This is a genomic window from Lignipirellula cremea (assembly GCF_056501455.1).
The window spans coordinates 4,218,792-4,244,006 of sequence record NZ_CM151415.1 but is presented as its reverse complement, the minus strand read 5'-3'; the positions used below and the strand labels follow the sequence as shown (position 1 = coordinate 4,244,006).

18 protein-coding genes are annotated in these 25,215 nt (G+C 64.8%); all 18 read left to right on the top strand.

All coding sequences use genetic code 11. From position 1 onward, the window contains the following. Positions 1-3 precede the first annotated feature (3 nt). The 18 genes from SH602x_RS16635 (at position 4) to SH602x_RS16550 (ending at position 25,206) form a co-directional block, all read left to right on the top strand. Positions 4-438, top strand: a complete 435-nt coding sequence (locus tag SH602x_RS16635; RefSeq protein WP_479466986.1) for an ATP synthase subunit C — start codon at positions 4-6, stop codon at positions 436-438. A gap of 10 nt (positions 439-448) precedes the next feature. Then, positions 449-1,141, top strand: coding sequence for a hypothetical protein (locus SH602x_RS16630; protein WP_479473379.1), 693 nt, complete (start codon positions 449-451; stop codon positions 1,139-1,141). 10 nt (positions 1,142-1,151) lie between these two features. Beyond that, positions 1,152-1,817 carry a DUF2764 family protein gene (locus tag SH602x_RS16625; RefSeq protein WP_479473378.1) on the top strand — a complete coding sequence of 222 codons (666 nt, stop codon included), beginning with the start codon at positions 1,152-1,154 and terminating at the stop codon, positions 1,815-1,817. Next, a complete protein-coding gene (locus SH602x_RS16620; protein WP_479473377.1) occupies positions 1,798-3,621 on the top strand; it encodes a V-type ATP synthase subunit A in 1,824 nt (607 codons plus the stop codon). Before SH602x_RS16625 ends, SH602x_RS16620 begins: the two co-directional genes overlap by 20 nt. 65 nt (positions 3,622-3,686) lie before the next feature. Then, positions 3,687-6,146: a phosphoketolase family protein gene (locus SH602x_RS16615; protein WP_479473376.1), complete on the top strand. Its 2,460-nt coding sequence runs from the start codon at positions 3,687-3,689 to the stop codon at positions 6,144-6,146. A 55-nt stretch (positions 6,147-6,201) separates the two neighbouring features. Next, the gene (locus SH602x_RS16610; protein ID WP_479473375.1) at positions 6,202-7,431 is read left to right on the top strand and encodes an acetate/propionate family kinase; all 1,230 of its coding nucleotides are present in this window, start codon (positions 6,202-6,204) and stop codon (positions 7,429-7,431) included. After that, the gene (locus tag SH602x_RS16605) at positions 7,428-8,153 is read left to right on the top strand and encodes an LOG family protein (protein ID WP_479473374.1); all 726 of its coding nucleotides are present in this window, start codon (positions 7,428-7,430) and stop codon (positions 8,151-8,153) included. The genes SH602x_RS16610 and SH602x_RS16605 overlap by 4 nt, the downstream gene beginning before the upstream one ends. 27 nt (positions 8,154-8,180) lie before the next feature. Beyond that, positions 8,181-10,682 carry a glycogen/starch/alpha-glucan phosphorylase gene (locus SH602x_RS16600; protein WP_479473373.1) on the top strand — a complete coding sequence of 834 codons (2,502 nt, stop codon included), beginning with the start codon at positions 8,181-8,183 and terminating at the stop codon, positions 10,680-10,682. A gap of 53 nt (positions 10,683-10,735) precedes the next feature. Then, complete coding sequence (glgX, locus tag SH602x_RS16595) at positions 10,736-13,225, top strand: glycogen debranching protein GlgX (RefSeq protein ID WP_479473372.1); 2,490 nt, start codon at positions 10,736-10,738, stop codon at positions 13,223-13,225. Between the two features lie 59 nt (positions 13,226-13,284). Beyond that, positions 13,285-14,286 (top strand): YybH family protein, encoded by a 1,002-nt coding sequence (locus SH602x_RS16590; protein WP_479473371.1) that lies wholly within the window; start codon positions 13,285-13,287, stop codon positions 14,284-14,286. A gap of 482 nt (positions 14,287-14,768) precedes the next feature. Next, on the top strand, positions 14,769-15,776 hold the full coding sequence (locus tag SH602x_RS16585) for a hypothetical protein (RefSeq protein ID WP_479473370.1): 1,008 nt from the start codon (positions 14,769-14,771) through the stop codon (positions 15,774-15,776). A 366-nt stretch (positions 15,777-16,142) separates the two neighbouring features. Further along, entirely contained in the window at positions 16,143-16,583 is a 441-nt protein-coding gene (locus tag SH602x_RS16580) for a hypothetical protein (RefSeq protein ID WP_479473369.1), read from the top strand. A 174-nt stretch (positions 16,584-16,757) separates the two neighbouring features. Continuing rightward, positions 16,758-18,173: an efflux RND transporter periplasmic adaptor subunit gene (locus SH602x_RS16575; protein ID WP_479473368.1), complete on the top strand. Its 1,416-nt coding sequence runs from the start codon at positions 16,758-16,760 to the stop codon at positions 18,171-18,173. A 10-nt stretch (positions 18,174-18,183) separates the two neighbouring features. Further along, on the top strand, positions 18,184-21,615 hold the full coding sequence (locus SH602x_RS16570) for an efflux RND transporter permease subunit (protein WP_479473367.1): 3,432 nt from the start codon (positions 18,184-18,186) through the stop codon (positions 21,613-21,615). A gap of 61 nt (positions 21,616-21,676) precedes the next feature. Next, positions 21,677-22,204, top strand: coding sequence for a C40 family peptidase (locus tag SH602x_RS16565; protein ID WP_479473366.1), 528 nt, complete (start codon positions 21,677-21,679; stop codon positions 22,202-22,204). A 73-nt stretch (positions 22,205-22,277) separates the two neighbouring features. Then, positions 22,278-22,616 carry a hypothetical protein gene (locus SH602x_RS16560; RefSeq protein ID WP_479473365.1) on the top strand — a complete coding sequence of 113 codons (339 nt, stop codon included), beginning with the start codon at positions 22,278-22,280 and terminating at the stop codon, positions 22,614-22,616. Between the two features lie 153 nt (positions 22,617-22,769). After that, positions 22,770-24,089, top strand: coding sequence for a GTP-binding protein (locus SH602x_RS16555; RefSeq protein WP_479473364.1), 1,320 nt, complete (start codon positions 22,770-22,772; stop codon positions 24,087-24,089). Next, positions 24,082-25,206 (top strand): NAD(P)/FAD-dependent oxidoreductase, encoded by a 1,125-nt coding sequence (locus tag SH602x_RS16550; RefSeq protein ID WP_479473363.1) that lies wholly within the window; start codon positions 24,082-24,084, stop codon positions 25,204-25,206. Before SH602x_RS16555 ends, SH602x_RS16550 begins: the two co-directional genes overlap by 8 nt. The last annotated feature ends 9 nt before the right edge of the window (positions 25,207-25,215 follow it).

Sequence of the window (25,215 nt, the reverse complement as noted above, 5' to 3'; positions counted from 1 at the left end):
CTCATGCTCACCCTCGGTTGGATCGGCATCTTCGCGCCGACGGCGCTCGGCGCGATCGGCAGCGTCATCGGCTGCGCCCGTGCCGGGCAGGCCGCATGCGGCGCCATGCTCGACGTCGAGAGCGGCTACGGCAGACTCGTCGGTCTGTCCGCGCTGCCTTCGTCGCAGATGATCTACGGCATCGTCGTGATGTTCGCGCTCAACCGCGAGGTCACGGTCGGAGCGGCGCCCGGACTGTTCGCTCTCGGGACGCTAACGGGGTTTGCGCTTCTGTTCAGCGCCATGCATCAGGGCGCGTGCTGCGCGTCGGCGATCAACACGAGCAAGAGCAAGCCCGAGGTCTTCGGCCTTTCGGCGGCGCCGGCGGCGATCGTCGAAGGGTTCGCCGTATTCGCGTTCGTCTTCGCGCTCGTCCTCAGCGGCAACATTCCCTCGTAAGGAGCCGAACATGGCTGTCGCGAACGATCGTGCGACCGAGAACGGCCAGCGCGCTTCCGGCGTGCAGGAACTGATCGACCGACTCCGCGATGACGGCGTCGCCCAGGGCCGCGCCGAAGGAGAGGCGCTGGTCTCCTCCGCACGCGAGGAGGCCGCGCGCCTTCTCGATGCGGCGAACCGCGAAGCCGACGCGATTCGATCGAGCGCCCAGGCCGATGCGGAGAAGCTGCGACGGGACGGCGCGCAAGCGTTGAAGCTGGCGGCTCGGGACGGCGTCATCGCTCTCCGCGAGGCGTTGCGGGACGACTTCGCCGGAAGACTGAAAAAGCTCGTCTCGCATTCGCTTCGCGATCGGTCGTTCCTCGAACGACTCATCCTGGAGATCGCGACGAAGTCCGCGCCCGCAGATGCCGGGCGGATGGAGATGCTTCTGCCGGACGACGTCGTTTCGTTCGAGGAACTTCAGAAAGCTCCGGGCGAAGCGACGGAAGGCTCGCTCAGCCGGTTCGTGCTCGACCTGTCCGCCGAGGTGCTTCGCGAAGGGCTGACGTTCGGCCCGGCGGACGACGCTCAACCCGGCGTGCGGGTGCGTCTCAAGGACCAGGACGTCGAGATCGACCTGACGGACGAAGCGTTGACCGAATTGCTGATGGATCATCTCGCGCCGCGATTCCGCGCGCTCCTCGAAGACTCTGCGGCCTGACGCACGACCGATGGCGACTCGAAACTATTTCGACCTGGTCGCGAGCCTCCCGGCGCTTCCGCCACGGTTCGACGTCGATCGCTGCCCGATTTCGTGGCCGCGTCTGGAAGATCGCCTGCGCATGCTCGCGGAGGAGGACGCGGCGGTTCTCGCACAGCTTCTGGACTTCCTGGCGTGGGATCGTCAGCCGCTCGAACGGACGGACGACGAGGTCGTCGAACGCTACGCGACGCTGGTCGGTTCGATTCGAAACCAGCTGGTGCGCGAGCTGATCGACGACCGCATGGATGTCCGGACCATCGTCAGCGCGATTCGTCGGCGCCGCCGGGGCGAGGGTCCTCCGGTCGGCGTCGGTCGACTGGTGCAGATGGTTCGGCGTCGCTGGAGCGATCCGTCCTTCGGACTCGCGACGCGTTTTCCCTGGATCGCCGATTTCGATCGGGCGTACTCGGAAGGCGACGCCGTCTACGCGGAAGGCGTGCTGCTGAACGCGATCTGGAAAGTCTGGAGTCGCCGGGCGGACGATTGCACGTTCTCCTTCGACGCCGTCCTGCTCTACGTCGCGAGATGGTCCGTGGTGAATCGCTGGACTTCGCAGAACGTCGACGCCGGTCGCGCGCGGTTCGAAGGGTATCTCAACCAGGCTCTGAACGGTCATGTCCAACTCTCCGTCTGAAGCGACGGTCATCGCCGCCGCCGGAAACATTCTTCGGATCGAAGCCCCGACAGGCTCGATCATGAAGAACGGCGTCGCCTACGTCCGCTCGGGCGATCGAAGGCTCAAGGCGGAAGTGCTCCGCGTCTACGGCCGCGAGGCCGATTTACAGGTCTTCGAAGACACGGAGGGCGTCCGGGTAGGCGATCGGGTCGAACTGACTCAGGAGATGCTCTCGGTCACCCTCGGTCCGGGTCTTCTGGGGACGGTGTTCGACGGGCTTCAGAATCCGCTCCACGAACTGGCCGCACGCGACGGCTTCTTCCTGCAGCGCGGGCGTTCGCTTCCGGCGCTCGATCAGGAGAAACGCTGGAAGTTCCGACCGTCGCGGCAGGTCGGCGACAAGCTGATCGCGGGCGACCCGATCGGCTTCGTCGAGGAACGACGAATCCATCACAAGATCCTGCTTCCCTTCGACCTGCCGGGCGAAGTGGAGCTAGAGCGGATCGAGCCGGGCGAGTTTCGCGTTCACGATCCAGTCGCCGGCGTGCGCCTCGCCGACGGGCGAAAACGTCAGATCGCGATGGCACAGTCGTGGGCCGTCCGGCGGCCGGTGCCTGGCGCGTTGCTCCGACGCCGCGCGAATCAACGCCTGTTCTCGACCGAGCCGCTGACGACGACCATCCGCCTCGTCGATACGTTCTTTCCGATCGCGCGCGGCGGAACCGCGTGCATTCCCGGACCGTTCGGGGCGGGGAAGACAGTTTTGCAGGGGCTGATCGCCCGATATTCCGCGGTCGACGTGGTCGTCGTCGTCGCCTGCGGCGAACGCGCCGGCGAAGTACTGGAGACGATCACCGAATTCACGCACATGGACGACCCGCGGACGGGCGGAAAGCTGATCGATCGCACGATCATCATCTGCAACACGTCCTCAATGCCGGTCGCGGCGCGCGAAGCGTCGATCTACACCGGCATCACGCTGGGCGAGTACTACCGCCAGATGGGTCTCGACGTGCTGATGATCGCGGACTCCACCTCGCGCTGGGCGCAGGCGATGCGCGAGACGTCGGGTCGGCTCGAAGAGATTCCGGGAGAGGAAGCTTATCCCGCTTACCTCGACTCCGCGATCAAGAGCGTCTACGAGCGCGCCGGCCTGCTGAAGACCAACGACGGCTCCGTCGGCAGCCTCACCATGGTCGGCACCGTCTCGCCTGCCGGCGGCAACTTCGAGGAACCGGTCACCCAGGCGACCCTGAGCGCCGTGAAGTGCTTCCTCGGACTCTCCTACGACCGGGCGTACAAGCGCTTCTATCCGGCGATCGATCCCCTCATCTCCTGGTCGCGGTATCTCGACCAGTTGCAGCCTCGATTCGACGCGGACCTCGATCCGAACTGGACGCGTTCGGTGCGGGAGGCGATTCGCCTGCTGCATCACGGCGCGGCGATTCACCAGATGATGCAGGTAACGGGCGAGGAGGGCGTCACGCTGGAAGATTACGTCGCGTGGCAGAAGGCGGCCTTCCTCGACATGGTCTACCTGCAGCAGGACGCTTTCGACCCGGTTGACGTCTCGGTTCCGACCGCTCGACAGAAGGAGGCGTTCCTGCTCGTCAAGCGACTGCTCGATCGCGACTTCCTGTTCGACGACAAGGAGCAGGCGCGCGGCTTCTTCACCGAGCTGACGCGCTCCTTCAAGAACCTCAACTATTCCCCTTCAGGCTCGGACGACTACCGCCGGTATCTCGCCCAGGTCGAAGAGCTCGAACGTGCCGGCATTTCCGGCGAATACGGCGCCCGCGAAGAAGCCGCGGAGTCCGTTTAGCGACGACGACGCATCTCCAGGTATCCGCCGCCCCCGATCAAGGCTTCATCAACAGAGCGATCGACATGTCCAGCGCATCTCTCGAACCGATCTCGACGGAGTCGAAAACTGTAGAAGCGGCGGGCGGTCCGCTGACCGCGGCGGAACTTGGTCGCCTCGACGCCTACTGGAGGGCGAGCAACTACCTCTCCGTCGGCCAGATCTATCTGTTGGACAACCCGCTGCTGCGGGAGCCGCTGGAGCGGAACCACATCAAGCCTCGTCTGCTCGGCCACTGGGGAACCTCGCCGGGACTGAACTTCCTCTACGTTCATTTGAACCGGGTCATCAAGCGCGACGACCTGAACATGATCTACGTCATCGGGCCGGGCCACGGCGGTCCGTCGCTCGTCGCGCATGCCTATCTGGAAGGGACGTATTCGGAGGTCTATTCGGACATCGGCCAGGACTTTGAAGGGATGCAGAAGCTGTTCAAGCAGTTCTCCTTCCCCGGCGGGATTCCCAGCCACGTCGCGCCCGAGACGCCCGGTTCGATCCATGAGGGGGGCGAACTGGGCTACGCCCTCTCGCACGCGTTCGGAGCCGCCTTCGATAACCCGGATCTCATCGTGGCGTGCGTCATCGGCGACGGCGAAGCGGAAACCGGCCCCCTGGCGACCGGATGGCATGGGAACAAGTTACTGAACCCCGCGCGGGACGGCTGCGTGCTGCCGATCCTGCACCTCAACGGCTACAAGATCGCCAACCCCTGCTTCCTCGCCCGAATTCCGAAAGAGGAATTGCGAAGCCTGTTCGTCGGGTACGGCTATAAGCCTTACTTCGTCGAGGGACGCGATCCGGCGACGCTGCACCAGGAACTGGCGGCCACGCTCGACGAAGCTCTCGCCGAGATCAAGGCGATCCAGTCCGACGCGAGGACGAACGGATTCCAGGGTCGTCCCGCCTGGCCGATGATCGTTTTCCGGACGCCCAAGGGCTGGACCTGCCCGCCGGAGATCGACGGCAAGAAGTGCGAAGACTACTGGCGCAGCCATCAGGTCCCGATGGGGGACATGGACAAGCCGGAGCACATTCGCATCCTCGAAGACTGGATGCGAGCCTATCGCCCGGAGGAGTTGTTCGACGAAGCCGGCGCTCTGGTTCCCGAACTCGCGGAACTGGCGCCGCAGGGGGCGCGGCGAATGAGCGCCAATCCGCACGCGAACGGCGGGTTGCTGCTTAAGGATCTGAGGCTGCCGGACTTCCGCGACTACGCCGTCGACGTTCCGGCTCCCGGCGCCGCCTACGCCGAATCGACGCGCGTGCAGGGAACCTACCTGCGCGACGTGATGAAGCTCAACGACCGGAACAAGAACTTCCGCCTGTTCAGCCCGGACGAGAACAACTCCAACCGCTGGCAGGACGTACTGGAAGTCACCGACCGCTGCTATGTCGCCGACATCTATCCGGAGGACGATCATCTTTCGCCTGACGGGCGGGTCATGGAGGTCCTGAGCGAGCACCAGTGCCAGGGCTGGCTCGAAGGGTATCTCCTCACCGGACGGCATGGGTTCTTCTCGTGCTACGAGGCGTTCATCCACATCATCGACTCGATGTTCAACCAGCACGCCAAGTGGTTGAAGGTCTGCGGGCACATCCCCTGGCGGCGATCGATCGCGTCGTTCAATTACCTCCTCAGTTCGCACGTCTGGCGCCAGGATCACAACGGATTCAGCCACCAGGATCCCGGCTTCATCGATCACGTCGTCAACAAGCGGGCGGAGGTCATTCGCGTTTACCTGCCGCCGGACGCGAACTGCCTGCTCTCGGTGACCGATCACTGCCTGCGCAGCCGCAACTACATCAACGTCGTCATCGCGGGCAAGCAGAACGCTCCGCAGTGGCTGACCATGGATCAGGCGGTGAAGCATTGCACAACCGGGGTCGGCATCTGGGACTGGGCCAGCAACGACTTCGGCAGCGAGCCCGACGTCGTAATGGCCTGCTGCGGCGACGTTCCGACGCTGGAGACGCTCGCGGCAGTCGACCTGCTAAGGCGGCATCTGCCGGAAGTGAAGGTTCGCGTCGTCAACGTGGTGAACCTGATGAAGCTGCAGCCGCAGAGCGAACATCCGCACGGGCTGTCCGACGGCGACTTCGACGCGCTGTTCACGAAGGACAAGCCGGTCATCTTCGCCTTCCACGGCTATCCCTGGCTAATTCACCGGCTCACGTACCGCCGCACGAACCACAAGAACATTCACGTCCGCGGGTACAAGGAGGTCGGCACGACTACGACGCCGTTCGACATGGTCGTTCTGAACGAACTCGACCGATTCCACCTGGCAGGCGACGCCATCGATCGCCTCCCGCAGCTCGGTTCGCGGGCCGGATACTTCAAGCAGGCCATCCTGCACCGACTGATCGAGCATCGTCAGTACATCTGCGAACACGGCGACGATCTTCCCTCGATCACCGGCTGGCAATGGGGTCGCGAAGCGGCGCTCGGCGCGCCGGGCACGTCGACCGAGGGCGATAACCAGTAGCTCGAACGCGCGACATCTCTCCGCTATCCGGCAAGTCCTCGGATAGTCTCTTCAAATGAACGTACTTCTCCTCAACGCCGGATCAAGCAGCCTGAAGGGCACGCTGATGTCGTGCGCTGGCGAGACGCTCGCGCAAGGACAGGCCGACTGGGCTTCGCTGCGGACGCGGTATCGCTTCGTTTCTGCAACCGGCGAGGAACGAACGGAAGAGGCGACGTGGCGAGCCCACGGGCCTGCAGCGGATCGGCTGATTCAGGACATGGCGAAGGCTTCCGGCGGCGGAGCGGAATTCACGAGTTCCCTCTGCGCCGTCGGCCATCGCGTCGTGCATGGCGGCAGCTTCGGGACGTCCGTTCAAGTCACCGACGAATCGCTGCGGCGGATTCGCGAACTGGCGGAACTGGCGCCGCTGCACAACGCGGGCGCCGCGGACGCGATCGACTCGGCAAGAACTCGAATTCCTGGCGTCCCGCATGTCGCGTGCTTCGACACGGCGTTTCATTCGACGATGGCGCCGGAGGCGTACGTTTATCCCGTCCCTCGCGAATGGGAGAGTCGCTGGGGCGTACGACGCTACGGATTTCATGGCCTCAGCCACGCCTATTGTGCCCGCCGTGCCGCCGAACTGCTCGATCGACCGGATCTGGGTCTGCGGTTGATCGTCCTGCATCTCGGGCATGGCTGTTCGGCGTCCGCGATTCGAGACGGACGTTGCGTCGACACCTCGATGGGCTTCACTCCTGTCGATGGCCTGATGATGGCGAGCCGGAGCGGCTCGATCGACCCGTCGATCGTCCTGTACGTGCAGCGGCACGGAGGTCTTGCGATCGATCAGGTCGACCACTCGCTCAACTTCGAGTCAGGACTTTCTGGCGTTTCAGGACTCTCCGGCGACATGCGGGTCGTGCTCGAGGCGTCGAAGAACGGTCACGAGCGGGCCCGGCTGGCGCTGGCGATCTACGTCCGGCGCATTCGACAGACGATCGGAGCCTACGCGGCGACGCTCGGCGGGTTGGATGCGATCGTCTTCGCAGCCGGCGTGGGAGAGAACTCTCCGGACATCCGCGCCGCCGTGTGCGAAGGACTCGACATTCTCGGCGTCGCAATCGATCCGACGCGAAACGCGGAGAACCGGCCCGACACGGTGGTGTCGAGCGGCGACTCGCGGGTTCGCGTGCTGGTCGTCAAGACTCGCGAGGATCTGGAGATGCTTCGCGAACTCGGGCCCTGGTTCGATGGTTCCCGTCGCGCGAACGACGGCGCCCCGTTGGAGGAACATGCATGACCGCGGAAGTACCTTCTCAGCGCCCTGGCGGAACCGTCGACCTGTCGAACGAAGAGGAAGTGCGCAAGGTCCTCAGCGGTGCCGTACTTGGTCTCTGGGACGTCGTCAACGAGTTGACGCGGCTGCGTCCGACGAAGCGGGAGCGCTACCGCGTCACGATTTTCGGCTCCGCGCGAACGGTCCCCGGCGGTCCCGTCTACGACGAAGTCAAACGCGTCGCGACGGCCCTGGCCGAAATGGGCTGCGACATCGTCACAGGAGGCGGACCGGGCGTCATGCAGGCCGCGAACGAAGGCGCGGCGGCCGTCGATGGAACGGCGGCCGGACGCTCCGTCGGCATCCGTATCGCGCTTCCGTTCGAACAGGACGCCAACGCCTTCGTCACCCAGGCGTACGAACACCGCACCTTCTTCACGCGGCTGCATCACTTCGTGCTGACGTCCGACGCGTTCGTCGTCGCGCCGGGCGGCATCGGCACGGTTCTCGAAACGCTGATGATCTGGCAGTTGCTCCAGGTCGGACACGTGCAGGACGCACCGCTGATTCTTGTCGGCAAGATGTGGCCTGGCCTGGTCGAGTGGGCTCGCGAGCAGATGACCTCGTACGATCCCCCGCTCGCGAGCGCCTCTGACTTCGCCATCCCGATCTGCGTTCCGACGGCTGACGAAGCGATCGAAATCCTGCGTCAGCGCCGCGAAGAGTGGGCGAAACGTAATCGCTGAAGAGCCGACGTTCCCGGAGAGTCTCCCATGACCGCTTCATCAAAGAAGATCAAGAAGGCCGGCGGATCCGCGATGGCCGTCAGCGAAACGCCCCTGCTCGCCGGAGCCGGCGTCGACACGACCTACGATCGGCATCTGACGTTCGACCACGTCGTTTCGTCGGAAGCGGCCGACTCGCGGGAGCGCTTCGAAGCGGTCGCCAGGACGCTTCGCGACCTTCTGACCGAGCGCTGGCTCAAGACGGAAGAGACGTACGATCTGCGCAATCCGAAGCGCGTCTATTACCTCTCGATGGAGTTCCTGATCGGTCGAACGCTCGTCAACAACATCGTGAACCTGGGCGCGGAAGAGCTGATTCGGAACGACCTCGATTCCGATCCGCGGCTGAACTGGACCGAGATCGTCGAAGCGGAGCCCGACGCCGGCCTCGGCAACGGCGGTCTGGGCCGACTCGCCGCCTGTTTCGTGGAGTCGATGGCGACGCTCGGCATTCCGGCGATCGGATACGGCTTGCGCTACGAATACGGGATCTTTCGCCAGGAGATCGAGAACGGACGCCAGAGCGAGCGGCCGGACCATTGGTTGCGTTTTCCGGATCCCTGGGAGGTGCCGCGTCCGCGCGAAGGCGTCGAATGCCGGCTGGACTGCTCCTTCCGCCTCGACCACGGCGTCGTTCGACCGGAGCGGGATCACTCGACGTTGTTGCTCGGGGTCCCCTTCGATCGTCCCGTCGTCGGCTTCGGAGGAAAGACGGTCAACACGCTTCGCCTGTGGGGGGCCGAATCGCCGGACGTGTTCGGATTTCGGGAGTTCAGCTCGGGAGACTTCGTCGGGGCCATGCTCGATCGTACGGTCGCGCAGACGATAACCCGCGTGCTCTATCCCGACGATTCGACCCAGGCGGGCCAGGGGCTTCGCTTCGGACAGGAATACTTCCTGGTCTGCTGTTCGCTGGCAGACATCGTGCGTCGCTTTCGCAAGGCGAACGACGACTGGAGCGCCCTGCCCGACAAGGTCGCCATTCAGCTGAACGATACGCATCCGGCGCTCGCGGTCGCGGAGCTGATGCGCATCCTGCTCGACGAGGCGAAGCTCGGCTGGGACGACGCCTGGGACTTGACCGTTCGAACGCTCGCCTACACGAACCATACGCTGCTGCCCGAGGCGCTGGAGAAGTGGCCGGTGCGGCTGTTCGAGCTCGTCTGTCCGCGTCTGCTGGAGATCGTGCACGAGATCGACCGGCGGTTTATCGAGGTGGCGCGGCGAGCTTTTCCGGATGACGAGAACCGCGTCGGAAAGCTGCGCATCGTCGAACAGGGCGACAACCGCCAGGTCCGCATGGCCCATCTCGCCGTCGTCGGCGGACACAGCGTCAACGGCGTCGCCGCCCTCCATTCGCGGCTGCTGCGGACGAGACTGCTGTCCGACTTCGCCGCGATCTACCCCGATCGCTTCAACAACAAGACCAACGGGGTGACGCCGCGGCGATGGCTGCTCGCGGCGAATCCTCGCCTGGCGAAGCTGATCAGCGAGGCCATCGGAGAGACCTGGATTAGCGACGCTCGCGAGCTGCGACGCCTGCTGCCGCTCGCCGAGGATGCGGCGTTTCAAGAGCGGTTCCTCCAGTCCAAGCGTGCCGCGAAGGTCGAGTTCTCGAACTGGGTTCAGGCGAACTGCGGCGTCGCGGTCGATCCTGATTCGATCTTCGATTGCCAGATCAAGCGCATTCACGAATACAAGCGCCAGCTTCTCAACGTCCTGCACGTCGTATCGCTGTACGACCGCCTGCTGGAGGAGCCCGACTTCGACATCGCTCCGCGGACGTTCTTCTTCGCGGGGAAGGCGGCGCCTGCTTATCAATTCGCGAAGCTCGTCATCAAGCTCGTCAACGACGTCGCTCGAACCGTCAACGGCGACGCTCGGATGCGTGGTCGCCTGAAGGTCGCGTTCCTGCCGAACTACAGCGTCTCGCTGGCGGAGCGGCTGCTCCCCGCGAGCGACGTCTCGGAACAGATCTCGACCGCGGGCTACGAAGCGAGCGGGACGGGCAACATGAAATTCATGATGAACGGAGCCCTGACGATCGGAACGCGCGACGGAGCCACGATCGAGATGGCGGAAGAGGCGGGCGAAGAGAACTTCTTCCTGTTCGGACTGACCGCCGAGCAGGTCGAGGAGAGTCGCGCCTGGTACGACCCCCGCTGGCACTACGAGCATGAACCGCTGGTGCGGCGAACGCTCGACGCGATCTTCCAGGATCGCTTCAGCCCGCACGAGCCCGCCATCTACGAACCGATTCGCGAGACGCTGATCGAACGAGGAGATCGCTACATGCACCTCGCCGATTTCACGTCGTACGCCGCTGCGCATCGACGCGTCGACGACGCCTATCGCGTTCCGGCGACCTGGGCGCGGATGGCGATCGCGAACGTCGCGAGTTCCGGCAAGTTTTCGAGCGATCGCGCGATCGCCGAGTATGCGGCAGAGATCTGGAATGCGACTCCCTGTCCTATCGGCTCCAACACCTGAAAACGAATCGGCGCTCGAACGAGCGCGCCGACTTCTTCTATCGGAGTGACATCATGTCCCTGGCGCCGCTCAAGGCCGACCCCTCCGTCTCGCTGGACGAGAACGGCTTCCGTATCGAGATTCGCGAGGCGGGAGACTCGGCGGTTCTCGCGATTTTCGGACGGCTCTCGTCGGCCATTCGTTCGACCGACCGCGAAGCCGCGGCGAACGTCATTCGTTCGAAGCGGTCGCTGACGATCGACTTCTCCGGCCTGACAGGTTTCACGGGCTCAGGATTGCGGCGGCTGCTGCAATTCTGCCGCTGGGTCCGCTCGCTCGGGGTCGAACTGAAAGGAGTCGGCGTCAGCGACGAACTGCGCAATCTCGCCGACGCGGCCGGGTTCATCGAACTGCTGCGCGAGAGCGCCGCGATTTGTCCCGCGGGTCCGGGCTCGGATCTTCGCGGGCGGGTCGACGCTTACCCGACGCATTACGTCGCCGGTTACGCGGTGCGACCGGGAGAACCTCTGCCGTTCGGCGCCTGGAAAGTGACGGGCGGCGTCAACTTTTCGATCTTCTCGCGATATGCGACCTCGTGCACGCTCGTCATGTTCGAACCGGGAATGAACTCGCCGTTCGCCGAGATTCCGTTCCCGCCGGAGTTTCGGGTCGGCGACGTCTTCGCGATGACGGTCTTCGACGTCGACCCGGAGAATTTCGAATACGGCTATCGGGTCGACGGACCGTTCGATCCTTCGCGCGGGCATCGCTTCGACGAGACCCGGATCGTCCTCGATCCCGAGGCGCGCAGCGTGTCAGGGCGCGAGGTCTGGGGGAAGGAGCCCGGCACCGCCCGCGATCCCATTTATCGCGGACGACTCATTCCCGACGACTTCGACTGGGGGAACGATCAGCCGCCGAACCTGCCGTTCGAGGATCTCGTCATCTACGAAGCGCACGTTCGCGGATTCACGCGAAGCGAAACCTCCGGCGTCTCGTTCCCGGGGACCTTCGCCGGTTTTCGCGAGAAGATCCCGTATCTCAAGGAACTCGGGATCAACTGCGTGGAACTGCTGCCGGTCTTTCAGTTCGACGAACTCGACAACCCACGGCTGAATCCGAATACGGGCGAGCGCCTGTTCAATTACTGGGGCTACAACACGGTCGCCTTCAACGCTCCGCATGCGAGCTTCGCGGCGACCGCGTCGATGGGGACGCAGGCGGACGAACTCAAGACGCTCGTGAAGTCGCTTCACGAGAACGGCATGGAGGTCATGCTCGACGTCGTCTTCAATCACACGGCCGAGGGGAACGAACAGGGTCCGACGCTCTCGTTTCGCGGATTGGACAATCGTACGTACTACATGCTGTCGCCGGACGGTCGCTACCTGAACTTCAGCGGCTGCGGGAACACGTTCAACTGCAATCACCCGGTGGTTCGGAACTTCGTTCTGGACTGTTTGCGACATTGGGTCGCCGAGTACCACATCGACGCGTTTCGGTTCGATCTCGCCAGCATTCTGGGACGCGCTCCGGACGGCACGCCGCTTCCGAATCCTCCGTTGCTGGAAGCGCTGGCCATGGATCCCGTGCTGAGCAAGACGAAGCTCGTCGCGGAGGCCTGGGACGCCGGCGGTCTTTATCAGGTCGGTTCGTTTCCCGCGTACGACCGCTGGGCCGAATGGAACGGAAAGTATCGCGACTGCGTACGGAAGGCGATCAAGGGGGATCTCGGACAGATGCCGGAGTTGGCCCAGCGGCTCGCCGGGTCGCCTGATCTTTATTGGCATCGCGGAGCGACGGCGTCGGTCAACTTCGTCACCTGCCACGACGGTTTCACCCTCGCCGATCTCGTCGCGTACGACGCGAAGCACAACGAGGCGAACGGCGAGAACAACAACGACGGCGGCAACGACAACCACTCCTGGAACTGCGGCGTCGAGGGTCCGACGGACGATTCGAACATTCAGAGGTTGCGTCGTCAGCAGATGAAGAACGCGCTGGCGATGCTGCTCCTCAGCCAGGGCGTTCCGATGCTCCTCATGGGAGACGAAGTCGCGCGGACGCAGTTCGGGAACAACAACGCCTATTGCCACGACGGCCCGATCAATTGGCTCGACTGGAGCGCCCGGAGCGCGAACGAGGAAATCTTTCGCTTCTGTCGCCGGATGATCGCCTTTCGCGGCCGGCATCCGGCGCTGCGCAGTCGGCATCATGCGGGCGCCGGCGCGGAAGGCTCGCTGAAAGTCGAGTGGCACGGCACGCGCGTCGACCGGCCCGACTGGGCCTATCACAGTCGCACGCTGGCGCTAACCTTCTCCCGGCGCAGCGATGAAAGCCTCGACGTCGTGTACGCTGCGTTCAACTTCTACTGGGAGCCGCTCGAATTCGAGTTGCCCCCGCCGCCGCACGGATATCGGTGGCACGTCGCCGCGAACACCGGCGCCGGCGCGCCGCAGGACGCCTACGAACCGGGCGAGGAGCCAGCCTTCGGCGAAGGCTCGATCGTGCTCGAGGGCCGGTCGGTGGTAGCGCTGTTCGCGTCTCCGGCGACGAGTTCCTGAAATCCCCGGTCGGCTGACGTCGACCGTACTGTTCCGCATCCCGAAAAGGAACGCTTACCATGACTCGACTTGGAACTGCCGCATTGTTCGTCGCGCTCGTATGCGCGGCGACTCTGGGATACTCGCAGGAAGCGCCTCCACCCGCTGACCATGCGCCGGCGCCGGGCGAAGCTCCGAGCGTTGCGCCGGCTGAGGAGGTAGAGCTCACGCCGTCTCCGCAGCCGGCGGATATGCCGGAGGATTCGCCGGCCTTCGAGAGCGAAATCCGGCAGGCGGACGCAGCATACGTCGCCGCGTTCGACGCCAAGGACGCCGCCGCCCTCGCCGCGCTCTGGTCGCCCGAGGCGGTGTACGTCGATCGCTCCACCGGGGAGGAAACCGTCGGACGCGAAGCGATCGCCGCCCAGTACGCCGCGCTCTTCGAAGCGTCCCCGGATTTGAAACTAAGTCTCGAGGCCGAGTCGATCCAACTCCTCTCGCCCGGCGTGGCGATGGAACATGGCACGGCGACGTTCATCTCGCCCGACGGCGATCCGGAACGGATCGATTTCGTCGCCGTGTGGGTGCGACGCGACGACAAGTGGCTGCTCGATCGCGTCAGCGACGAGGCGACGGTCAATCCTTCGCCGCACTACGAGCACCTCCGCGAAATCGAATGGATGATCGGCGAGTGGATCGACCAGGACGATCAGGCGACGGTCGAGATCTCGTGTCGGTGGTCGCGGAATAAGAACTTCATCATTCGGGAGTTCTCCGTCACAGTCGGCGACGAGATCGACATCTCCGGCATGCAGATAATCGGCTGGAACGCTGAGTCGAACCGTCTGCAATCCTGGACGTTCGATTCCGACGGCGGTTTCGCCGAGGGGACGTGGACCGCAACCGCAGGCCGCTGGTACGTGCGGAATCGCGGCTATACGAGCGACGGCGGACGCGTCGCGGCGACGAACGTGATTCGCGTGATCGATAACGACTCATTCGGATGGCGAACGATGGATCAATCTCTGGACGGCGAGATCCTCCCCGATATCGACGAGACGCTCGTCATCCGACGTCCTTAGACGTCGACACGGCTCTTCCTCATTGCTTCCCGCATCGAACGTCTATTGAACAGGCGAATGTCATGAATCGGTTCTTCCTGGTTGCGGCAGTTCTCGGAACGTTGCTTTGCACGATGGACGCGGCGTCGGCTCGCGGCCCTGGAGGGGGCGGTCGCGCGGGCGGCGGTGGCGGTCGAAGCGGCGGAGGAGGAGGAGGCATGTCGCGACCCTCCCCCGCAGCGGGGCGATCGCCGTCGATGAGCCGCCCCAGCCCGAGCATGAACCGGCCGAGTCCGAACGTCAGTCGCCCGAGCCCGAACGTCAGTCGACCCAATCCGGGAGTCGGCGGAGGCGGGCCGAGACCTTCCACCGGCGCGATCGGCGGCGCTCGGCCAGGCGCCCCGAGCGGTTCTCGACCCGGGTCGATCAGCGGCAACCCCGCGTTCAACCCTGGCAGCGCCGGTTCGCGTCCCGCTTCTGGATTTCCGGGCGCTGGCGCAGGAGTGGCCGCCGGAGCACGTCCCAGCGCGGGTCAACTCGATCGATTCATCGACGCGCCGCGGCCCGGCGCCGGATCGGTCGCCGGCGGAGCGGCTGGCCGCGGAGGCGCTGCCGCGGACTTCCTGCAACAGCCGGGGCGACCTTCGCAACTCCCCGCTCGCGGAAGCGGCGCGCTCGGCGCTGCCGGGGCCGCAGGCATCGGCGCGGCGGTCGGCGTGGGCGCGGGAATCGCCGCGAATCGACCGGGGGCGGGAGAAGGTCTCGCCGATCGTCCCAACGCGGGAGCTGCCGCCGACCGTCGCGCCGACGTCGCGAGCAGCCGCCCGGATCGTATCGAGAACCGACAGCAGTACCAGGACAACCGAGCGGACCGCGTCGATCAGATCCGCGACGAAGTCAACGATACCCCGATTCGAGATTTCTGGGGCGACCATCCCGCCTACGGAGCCTGGGCGATCACGCGCCCGTATCGCTGGGCGTCGTGGGGGGCTTACTCGGGCTGGGTCGGCTACGACGCAGTCGAGCCGGTCTACTACAACTACGGCGACAACGTCTACTACGAGGACGGCTCGGTCTACTACGGCGATCAGCCTGTCGCGACCGCGGAAGAGTACGCGACGCAGGCCGAACAGATCGTCGCCGCCGCTCCGGAAACCCCGCCTGCGGACGCGGAGTGGATGCCGCTGGGAGTGTTCGCCCTGACGCAGGACGGCGAGGCGACCGGCACGACGCCGAACGTCTACATGCAACTCGCGGTCGACAAGACCGGGGTCCTCGTCGGAACCATGCATGACAACGCGACGAACCAGACGCAGCAGCTCGAGGGCATGGTCGACACGAAGTCCCAGCGTGCCGCATGGAGCGTCGTCGGCAAGCAGCGTCCGATCATCGAGACGGGCGTCTACAACCTGACGCAGGACTCGGCGCCCGCCCTCATTCACTTCGCGGACGGCCAAACGCAGCAGTGGCTCCTCGTGCGACTTCCCGATCCTTCCGGCGAATCGTCCTGATCCTCGTGATCGTTTACTCGCCGGCGGCTCCGACTCGGACCGCCGTGGCGACAGAGAGAGCCCTTCTTTCGTCACATTGAGCATCGTCGCATCTCTCCGCGACGTTTCGGCTGCGACTACGCTGGTCGTCGCAGCGGGCGGAGGGTCGAACACTGACGCGGTAGCGTCGCCGCCGACTGACGCTTTCCGCGTGGTCGCGAGTAGGCGAAGCGAAACCTCGCCTGGTGACGTACGCACCTGCTCCGCATCGTCAAATCGTCTCAGCAACTGTAACGTCGGATGGAGGAAGCGGCGAAACAGATCCAACGCTGTCCCGCTAAGCGAACGAGGGCTAGACTTAGGGAGTCTCCGCAGTCCTGATCCGAAATGAGCAAACTCGTCGCAATCCTGCTGATCCCGTTCCTGCTTATCGGGCAGACGGTCGGGGCTGCGCACTCGCATCCGGGAACGACGCCTGAAAGGGCTGAGGAGCACGCCGCTCGACCGCACGTCCATCTGCACGGCCACGACGGCCATTCGCACGCCGATGTCTCCTGCGAAGAATCCGCCGACGCGGGCGATGAGCCGCGTCTGCGGGGAGCCGTCGATCACGACGCCGACGCGCTCTACGGAGCTGGAGGATCGGTCGCCACGCCTCGAACGGACGTTTCTGCGGACGTCAAAACGATTCCGCTGATCGTCTCCTATCTGCCGACGCTGGTCTCACTGACGGAGTTGCAGGAATCGGCGCCGCTGCGTCGATGGCATCCGCCCGACGACACGGCGAAGCGCCCCCTCTATCTGCGGATTTGCTTCCTCCGCTGTTAAGTCGCCGCTGCGACGACTGCCCCTGCGCGCGTCCGCGTTCTCCGTACGCGTGATCCAAGGGCGACGACCTTCGATGTGCGTTTTCTGACGTTCATCGACGCGTCTTTCAGCAGTCACGCTCTCTCCGCGTGCCTGCGCCTGCTGAAAACCGTCCTGACCTGAAGAGGCGCGTCTGTGCGTACCCGAAGACTTCTGACGTTTCTCGCCGCGTTCGTCGTGCTGATCGGGGTCGGCATCGCGGCCTACTTCACCCGCGCGACCTGGTCGCCCTGGATCGCGGCGCTCCGCCAATCGGAAGCGGAGGCAGAGCATGACGCTGCGGAAGCTCCCGTTCCGGAGCCGAAAACGCTGAAGCTGACCGCACAGGGCCGGAAGAACCTGGACCTGAAGGCGGCGCCGGCGAGACCGCAGACCTACGTGCGGACGATTCAGATTCCAGGCACGATCGTCCACCGACCGGGACGAACCGATCGAGGCGTCACGTCGCCCGCGGTCGGCGTCGTGGCAGGCGTTCATGCATTCCCGGGCGACACGGTCGCACCGGGAACCAAGCTGTTCACGCTGCGACTGTTCAGCGAGTACCTGCAGAACGCGCAGACGGAACTCTTCAAGGCCACGCGCGAGACGCTACTGCTCAACGAACAGCGGACGCGGATTTCCGGCCTGACGGAGAGCGGCTCGGTCGCGGGAAACCGTCTGATCGAGATCGAACAGCAGCTTCGCCGGCAGGAGGGTCTGATTCAGGCGTACCGACAGGACCTGCTGACCCGCGGCCTCGCTCCGGAACAGGTCGACCAGGCCGCGACGGGTCAGTTCGTCACGACTGTCGACGTCGTCGCCCCGCCCCGGATCGACTCCACGACGAGCTCCGACGTCGCGATGCAACCCGTCGCGGTAGGCGCCGTCGAAACGGACGATCGCATCTACGAGCTTCAGGAACTCTCCGTCGAACTCGGTCAGACCGTTCAGGCGGGCCAGTCGCTCGCGACGCTGGCGGATCATACGTCGCTGTTCATCGAAGGCCATGCCTTCAAGAGCGAAGCCAGCAACCTCGAACGGGCGGCGCAGAACGGATGGCCGGTGCGGGTCGAGTTCGCGGAAGACGACGCCGAGAACTGGCCGGCAGTCGACCAGACATTCGCGATCCGCCACCTGTCGAACTCGGTCGACGAAGAGAGCCGCACGTTCAGCTTCTACGTCACGCTGATCAACCAGTCTCGGAGCTACGAACGCGACGGCGAACGGTTCGTCGTCTGGCGGTTCCGCCCCGGTCAGCGGGTGCGATTGCACGTACCGGTCGAAGAGATTCCGGAAGTCTTCGTGCTTCCGTCCGGCGCGGTCGTCCGCGACGGCGCCGAGGCCTACGTCTTTCAGCAGAACGGCGACCTGTTCGACCGGATTCCGGTTCACGTCGTTCACGAGGATCGAACCAGCGTCGTCGTGGCGAACGACGGCAGCGTGAAGCCGGGGCTGTTCCTAGCGCAAGGATCGGCCGCGTCGCTCAACCGCATATTGAAGTCGCAGGCCGCCAGCGGCGTCCGCGCCGACGTCCACGTCCACGCGGACGGCACTGTCCACGCCGCTCACTGAGGCGCCTTCCATGCTCAACGCCGTCATTCGATTTTCTTTGCGGTATCGCTCGCTCGTCGTGATGCTGAGCCTGGCCCTGATGGCCTACGGCTCGTATCTCGCGTCGACGATGCCGATCGACGTTTTTCCCGATCTCGACCGTCCTCGCGTCATCATTCTGACGGAGTGTCCGGGACTGGCGACGGAAGAAGTCGAGACGCTCGTGACGCAGCCGATCGAGATCGCGCTGCTCGGCGCGAGCGGCGTCGAGGCAGTGCGCAGTCAATCGACCGCCGGGCTCACCGTCATCTACATCGAGTTCGATTGGGATACGGAAATCCGCGCCGCCCGGCAGACCGTTCAGGAGCGCCTGTCGACGCTCGAAGGCGTGCTGCCGGAGGGCATCCGGCCGCAGATGACTCCGCCGTCGTCGATCATGGGTCAGATCGTCGTCGCGGGTATGTATCGCCAACGCGGACCCGGCGGCGGAAGGCTCGCGCCGATCGGCGAGACGGGACTGCTCGCCGAGATTCTTGAAGGCGAGTCCGCGGAACGCGAGGTCCGCGTCTGGAAGCCGACGCCGCGGGACGTTCCCGAATCGTGGGAGCAAGTCGCGGTCGAACAGGTCGCCTGGAACGGCGTCGACGCGGCGCGAGCGGAAACGGCGATGGTGACGGTCGATGGGACGTCCTACGACGTGCGGTTTCCGACGGACGAAGCGCTGCAGATGGAACTGCGGACGATGGCCGACTGGATCGTTCGTCCGCGGCTTCTCAAAGTCTCGGGCGTCGCGGAAGTCTTCATTCAGGGGGGCGACCGAAAACAGTACCAGGTTCTGATCGACCCGGCGGCGCTGCTCGAATACGGCGTGACGCTGCGGGACGTCGAGACCGCGCTCGCCGAGAGCAACGTCAACACCAGCGGCGGCTTCGCGGTCGAAGGCGAGACGGAGCGACCGATCCGCATCCTGGGTCGGCTCGGACCAGGTTCCGCGGAAGTGATCGACGACCTGCGTCGAATCCCGGTGAAGCGGAACGCCGAGAGATCCGTCCTGCTGGAGCAGGTCGCCGAGATTGTCGAAGGCCCGCAGTTCAAGCGAGGCGACGGCGGCGTGAACGGACGCCCCGGCGTCGTGTTGACCCTCGTGAAACAGCCGCACGTCGACACGCGGAAGTTGACGGACGACGTCGAAGCGGCTCTGGCCGAGTCGCAGGCGTCGCTGCCGCCGGACGTGGTCGTGAACGCCGAGCTGTTTCAGCTCCGCAACTTCATCGACCGCGGAGTCTTCAACGTCGGCGAAGCGCTCGTGATCGGAGCGGGACTGGTTCTGATCATTCTGTTCCTGTTTCTGCTGAACTTCCGCACGACGTTCATCACGCTCACGGCCATTCCCCTATCGCTCGTGATCACGACGCTCGTTTTCAGGGCGGTCGGCTGGATCACCGGTTCGGAACTTTCGATCAACGTCATGACGCTCGGCGGCATCGCCGTCGCGATGGGCGAACTCGTCGACGACGCGATCGTCGACGTCGAGAACATCTTTCGTCGCCTCAAGGAAAACAACGCCTCGCCGACGCCGCGGCCTCCCCTGCAGGTGATCTACGAAGCGAGCGTCGAAGTTCGCGGGGCGATCGTCTTCGGAACGGCGGTCGTGATTCTCGTCTTCCTGCCGCTGTTCGCGCTGTCAGGCGTGGAAGGCCGGCTGTTCGCGCCGCTGGGGGCGGCTTACATCGTCTCGATCCTGGCGTCGCTTCTCGTTTCGCTGACGGTGACCCCGGCTCTCTCGTCGTATCTGCTGCCGAACGCACGGGCGACGCATGCGGAGAAGGACGGGCCGCTTCTGCGGGCGCTAAAAGCCGCGGCGAGCCCGCTGATCCGCTTGAGCATGGCGCGCCCGGGTCTGATGCTGCTGCTGACCTGGCTCGCGGTCGCTTACGCCGGATGGGAAGTCTCCCGCCTTGGTCGCAACTTCCTGCCGCAGTTCGACGAAGGGAGCGTGCAGATCAATCTGACACTGCCGCCCGGCTCGTCGCTGGCGGCGTCGACTGCGAACGCGGCGCTCATCGACGCCGAGCTGCACGCGATGCAGAAGTCGCCCTCGAATCCGAACGGCGAGATCGTCAACTTCGTACGGCGAACCGGTCGTGCGGAGATGGACGAACACGCTTCGCCGGTGAACGCGAGCGAATACATCCTGAGCATGAACCCCGAAAGCGGAAGGCATCGCGAGGAAGTGATCGACGAACTGCTCGTGCGCCTTCACGAGGCTGCTCCGGGAGTCGCCATCGAAGTCGAGCAGCCCCTCGCGCACCTGATCAGCCACATGCTATCGGGCGTTTACGCGCAGATCGCCATCAAGATCCACGGCGACGATCTGGACCAACTTCAGCGGCTCGCGGAACAGGTGCGGGGAACGGTCCAGAGCGTTCCCGGCGTCACGCCGCCGGTCGTCGAACCGATCCAGCAGACAGAGGAACTGCATATCCGCCTGCGGCCCGACGATCTGGCGTTCTACGGGCTGACGCGGGAGTACGTCGGCGGAATCCTGCAGACCGCTCTGCAGGGAGAGGTCGTATCGCAGGTGCTGGAAGGACAGCGGCGCTTCGACCTGCTCGTCCGCCTGGAGGAGGGCTACCGTACGGACTACGCCAACCTCGGACGGTTGCGGATCGATCTGCCGGACGGGGACGGACAGGTCGAACTCCGCGAGCTCGCCGACATCGAAAACGGCGTCGGGCCGAACGCCGTCAATCGCGAGAACGCCCGCAGGCGCATCGTCATCCGGTGCAATACGCAGGGCCGCGATCTGGCGAGCGCGGTCGCCGAGATCCGCGAGCGAGTCGACGCGCAGATCGAGCTGCCGGAGGGCTACTTCGTCGAATACGGCGGGCAGTTCGAGAGTCAGGCACGCGCGACGACCATGATCGGCGTTCTGGCAGGCGTGTCCGTCGTCGGCATTTTCGTCGTGCTGATGATTCTGTTTCCGTCGGTACGAATCGTGGTCCAGATCCTGAACGCGCTGCCGACCGCCTTCATCGGCGGCGCCATCGCGCTCGTGCTCACGCAGCAGTCGCTGACGGTCGCAAGCCTCGTCGGCTTCATTTCGCTCGGCGGCATCGCGGTGCGAAACGGCATCCTGCTCGTCACGCACTACTTCCATCTGATGAAGGAAGAGGGCGAAGAGTTTTCGCAGGCGATGATCCTGCGCGGGAGCCTGGAACGCCTCGCTCCTGTGCTGATGACGGCGCTTACGGCGGGGATCGGGCTGGTTCCGCTCGTCGTCGGCGGTCAGGAGCCGGGACGCGAGATTCTCTACCCGGTCGCGACGGTGATTCTCGGCGGGCTGATCACGTCGACCTTCTGCGAGTTCCTGATTCACCCCGGCCTGTTCTGGAAGTTCAGCGGCAAGGACGCCGCGGCGCTCGCGAGCAGGGACGCTGTAACCGACGAATGGTCCGCGTGAGCGGACGATCGAATCTGCGGCTCGCCTATCGGCGAGCCGTCTCTATCCTCGGAGAGGTTCCATGAAACGCGTAAGTCTCTGCTCCCTGCTCGGCTCCTCGGCAGTCGCCGCCCTGCTGCTCGTCGGCTGCGCACCGGCGGACGCTCCTGCCGATCCGGCAGCTCCTTCTCCGGTCGCGACCGACGATCACGGTCACGAGCACGAAGAAGGCGGTCATTCTCACGGCGACGCTCCCCACGGCGGCACGCTCGCCGACTGGGGCGGCGGAAAGTACCACGTCGAATTCACGGTCGACCACGACAAGCAGTCGTCGACGGTGTACCTCCTCGGCGATGACGCGGTGACGCCGGCGCCCGTGAAGGCGGCGGACGGCAAGATCTTGCTGTCGATCGACGAGCCGGCGTTCCAGGTCGACCTGGTCGCCGAACCGCTGGAAGGCGAAGCCGACGGCGCCGCGTCGCGCTACACGGGGACGCACGAAAGCCTCAGCATCGTCCGGGAGTTCGCCGGCTCGGTCAGCGGCGAAGTCGACGGCACGCCGTACGTCGGCGAGTTCAAGGAACTGCCGCACGGCCACGAGCACGAATAATTCTTCGGTGCGCGGCTTCTCTGGCCGCCGGCGGATCACCTGGTTCGTGGGCGGCTGATCGAAAGGCGATGCGATGTGGATGCTGCTGCTTCGCGGGCTCGTTGCCGGCGCGACGGTCGTCGTCGTGACGGAGCTTGCCCGACGCTTTCCTCGCATCGGGACGCTCGTGCTGACGCTTCCGCTCGTCAGCCTGATCGCGTTCGTCGCCGCCTGGACGAACGAGGCGGACGTCCCCACTATCTCTCGCCTCGCTCGGGAAACGCTGATCCTCGTGCCGCTCGGCCTTCCGTTCTTCGTTCCGCTAGCGTTCGCGGAAACGTTGCGTCTCGGCTTCTGGCCTGCCTTCGGACTCGGCGTCGTGCTCGCAGGCACGACGATCGGCGCCTACTTCTACTTTGCGGGAGTGAGGTGAAGCCTCCGCAGCACGCGGGTGCGAACGAGCCTCGAATTAGCAGCCTTCAACCTTTCGTCACGCATTATCGCGACGCGGACTGTCGGCAGCCCCATCTTGCAAATGAATTGCACGCATGCAGAATGGTGCAATCCAATTGCAGGAGCCTTCCCGATGCCGAAGCTGCCCGTTACCGTTCTTTCCGGCTTTCTAGGCGCTGGGAAGACGACGCTATTGAACCGATTGCTTCGCGATCGAGGCGAGTCGCGGGTCGCCGTAATCGTGAACGACATGAGCGAAGTCAACATCGACGCCGCGCTCGTTCGCGGCGGCGAAGCTGCGCTTCAGCGAGCGGATGAGCGTTTGATCGAAATGACGAACGGGTGCATTTGCTGCACCCTTCGCGAAGACCTGCTGGTCGAGGTTGCGAAGCTCGCTCGGGAGGGACGGTTCGACTACCTGCTGATCGAGTCGACTGGCATCTCCGAACCAATGCCGGTCGCGGAGACCTTCACGTTCGCCGACGAAGACGGCGCTTCGCTGGGCGATGTCGCCCGCCTCGACACGCTCGTCACGGTCGTCGATGCGTCGCAGTTTCTCGAAGAGACGGCCTCCTGGGACGGTCTCGTCGATCGGGGCCTCGGCCTCGACGAGACGGACGTGCGAAACGTCGTCGATCTGTTGATCGACCAGGTCGAGTTCGCCAACGTCATCGTCCTCAACAAGTGCGACCTCGTCACGCCGGAAAAACTAGGCTCCGTCGAGCGCCTGATCGAGCGACTCAATCCCGCCGCCCGCATTCTGCACGCCGTTCGAGGCGAGATCGACCCCCGCAAGGTTTTGGGAACGGGCCTGTTCGATCCTGAAGCGGCTGCCGCGGCTCCTGGCTGGCTCGAAGTTCCCAGAGGATCCGAACAGCCGGAGACCGAGGAATACGGAATCTCCAGCTTCGTCTTCCGCGCCCGCCGCCCCTTTCATCCCGAGAGATTGGCGGCTGCTTTCGAGGACGACGACGCGCTGTTTCGCGACGTCGTCCGCTCGAAGGGTTTCTGTTGGATCGCGTCGCGGCACGACGAAGCTTACGAGTGGTCGCAAGCGGGCGTTTCCCTCGGACTCGAATTCGCCGGACGGTGGTGGGCTGCTACCGATGAAGCGGAGCTTCCTGACGATCCGGAGCTTCGCGCGGAAACCGAGCACGTCTGGGAGGAGCCGTTCGGCGATCGACGGCAGGAGTTGGCGATCATCGGCCTGCACATGGACCACGCGCGGACTCGCGGCATCCTCGATGCGTGTCTGCTGACCGACGAAGAGTTCGCCGAAGGACCGCAAGTCTGGGCCACGTACCTCGATCCGCTCCCGTTCGAGAGCGGCGAAGCGGCCGAAGAAGACAGCGACGCGCAGCAGTCGGAGGACTCAGCTAAGCACGCCGGGGGAGAGACGGCGTTAGAGGACGTAGCGGGAAAGAACTCGCCGCCGAGGGCGCTCGATGTTTAGAGGCAAGAAAGTCGACGTCCTCGTCGTCGGCGGGGGAGCCGCGGGAATCGGCGTCGGCGTGGCGCTTCAGCATGCGGGCGTCAAGAAGCTGCTGGTCGTCGATCGGGATCGCGTGGGCGCGTCGTTCGAGCGCTGGCCGTCGGAGATGCGCTTCATCACCCCCTCGTTCGCGACGAACTCGGTCGGGATGCTCGATCTGAACGCCGTCGCCGTCGGTACGTCGCCGGCCCATTCGCTTCGCCGCCAGCATCCGAGCGGCAGAGAGTATGCCTCGTACCTTCGCGCGGCCGCGAAGTACTTCGAGCTGCCGTTGCAGGAGGGAACGGACGTTCGCTCCTGCGTTCCGGACGGTTCTCGATTTCGCGTCGATACGTCGAACGGGGAAGTGCAGGCTCGCTTCGTCGTCTGGGCGACCGGGGAGTTTCAGTACCCGCGCACCGCGTCGTTTCCCGGAGCGGAACTCTGTCTGCATAGCTCGCAGGTTACGTCGTGGGGCGCCCTCGACGGCGACGAGCGGCTCTTCGTCGGCGGGTACGAGAGCGGTCTCGACGGAGCGCTGCGGCTCGCAGAAGCTGGCAAACGCGTGACCGTACTGGCTCGCTCGCCGAAATGGGAAGAATCGTCGTCCGACCCGAGTCTCTCCCTTTCGACCGTTACCTACGAACGGCTCGAACTCGCTCGAAAGATCCGACCTGACCGGCTTCAGTTGGTCGGCGACGCGGACGTGATCGCCGTCGAACGCCAGGGACAAACGTTCGTCGCGACCTCGCGAGACGGGCGAACCTGGACGTCGGCTCGTGCGCCGATCGCTGCGGTCGGCTTCGAGGGGGGCTATCGCAGCCTCGGTCCGCTGCTGGAACCGCGCGAGGACGGCTTTCCGCGCCTGACGAACGACGACGAATCGACGCGGATGCCGGGCCTGTTTCTGGTCGGCCCTTCCGTGCGGCACGATCGCCACGTCTTCTGTTTCATTTTCAAGTTCCGCCAGCGGTTCGCGGTCGTCGCCAAAGCCGTTGCCACGCGTCTCGGCCTGGAGGCGAAGGATCTGGAGATGTACCGGCAGTGGGGAATGTATCTCGACGATCTGTCGTGTTGCGGCGAAGAGTGCGCGTGTTAAGGCCAATCG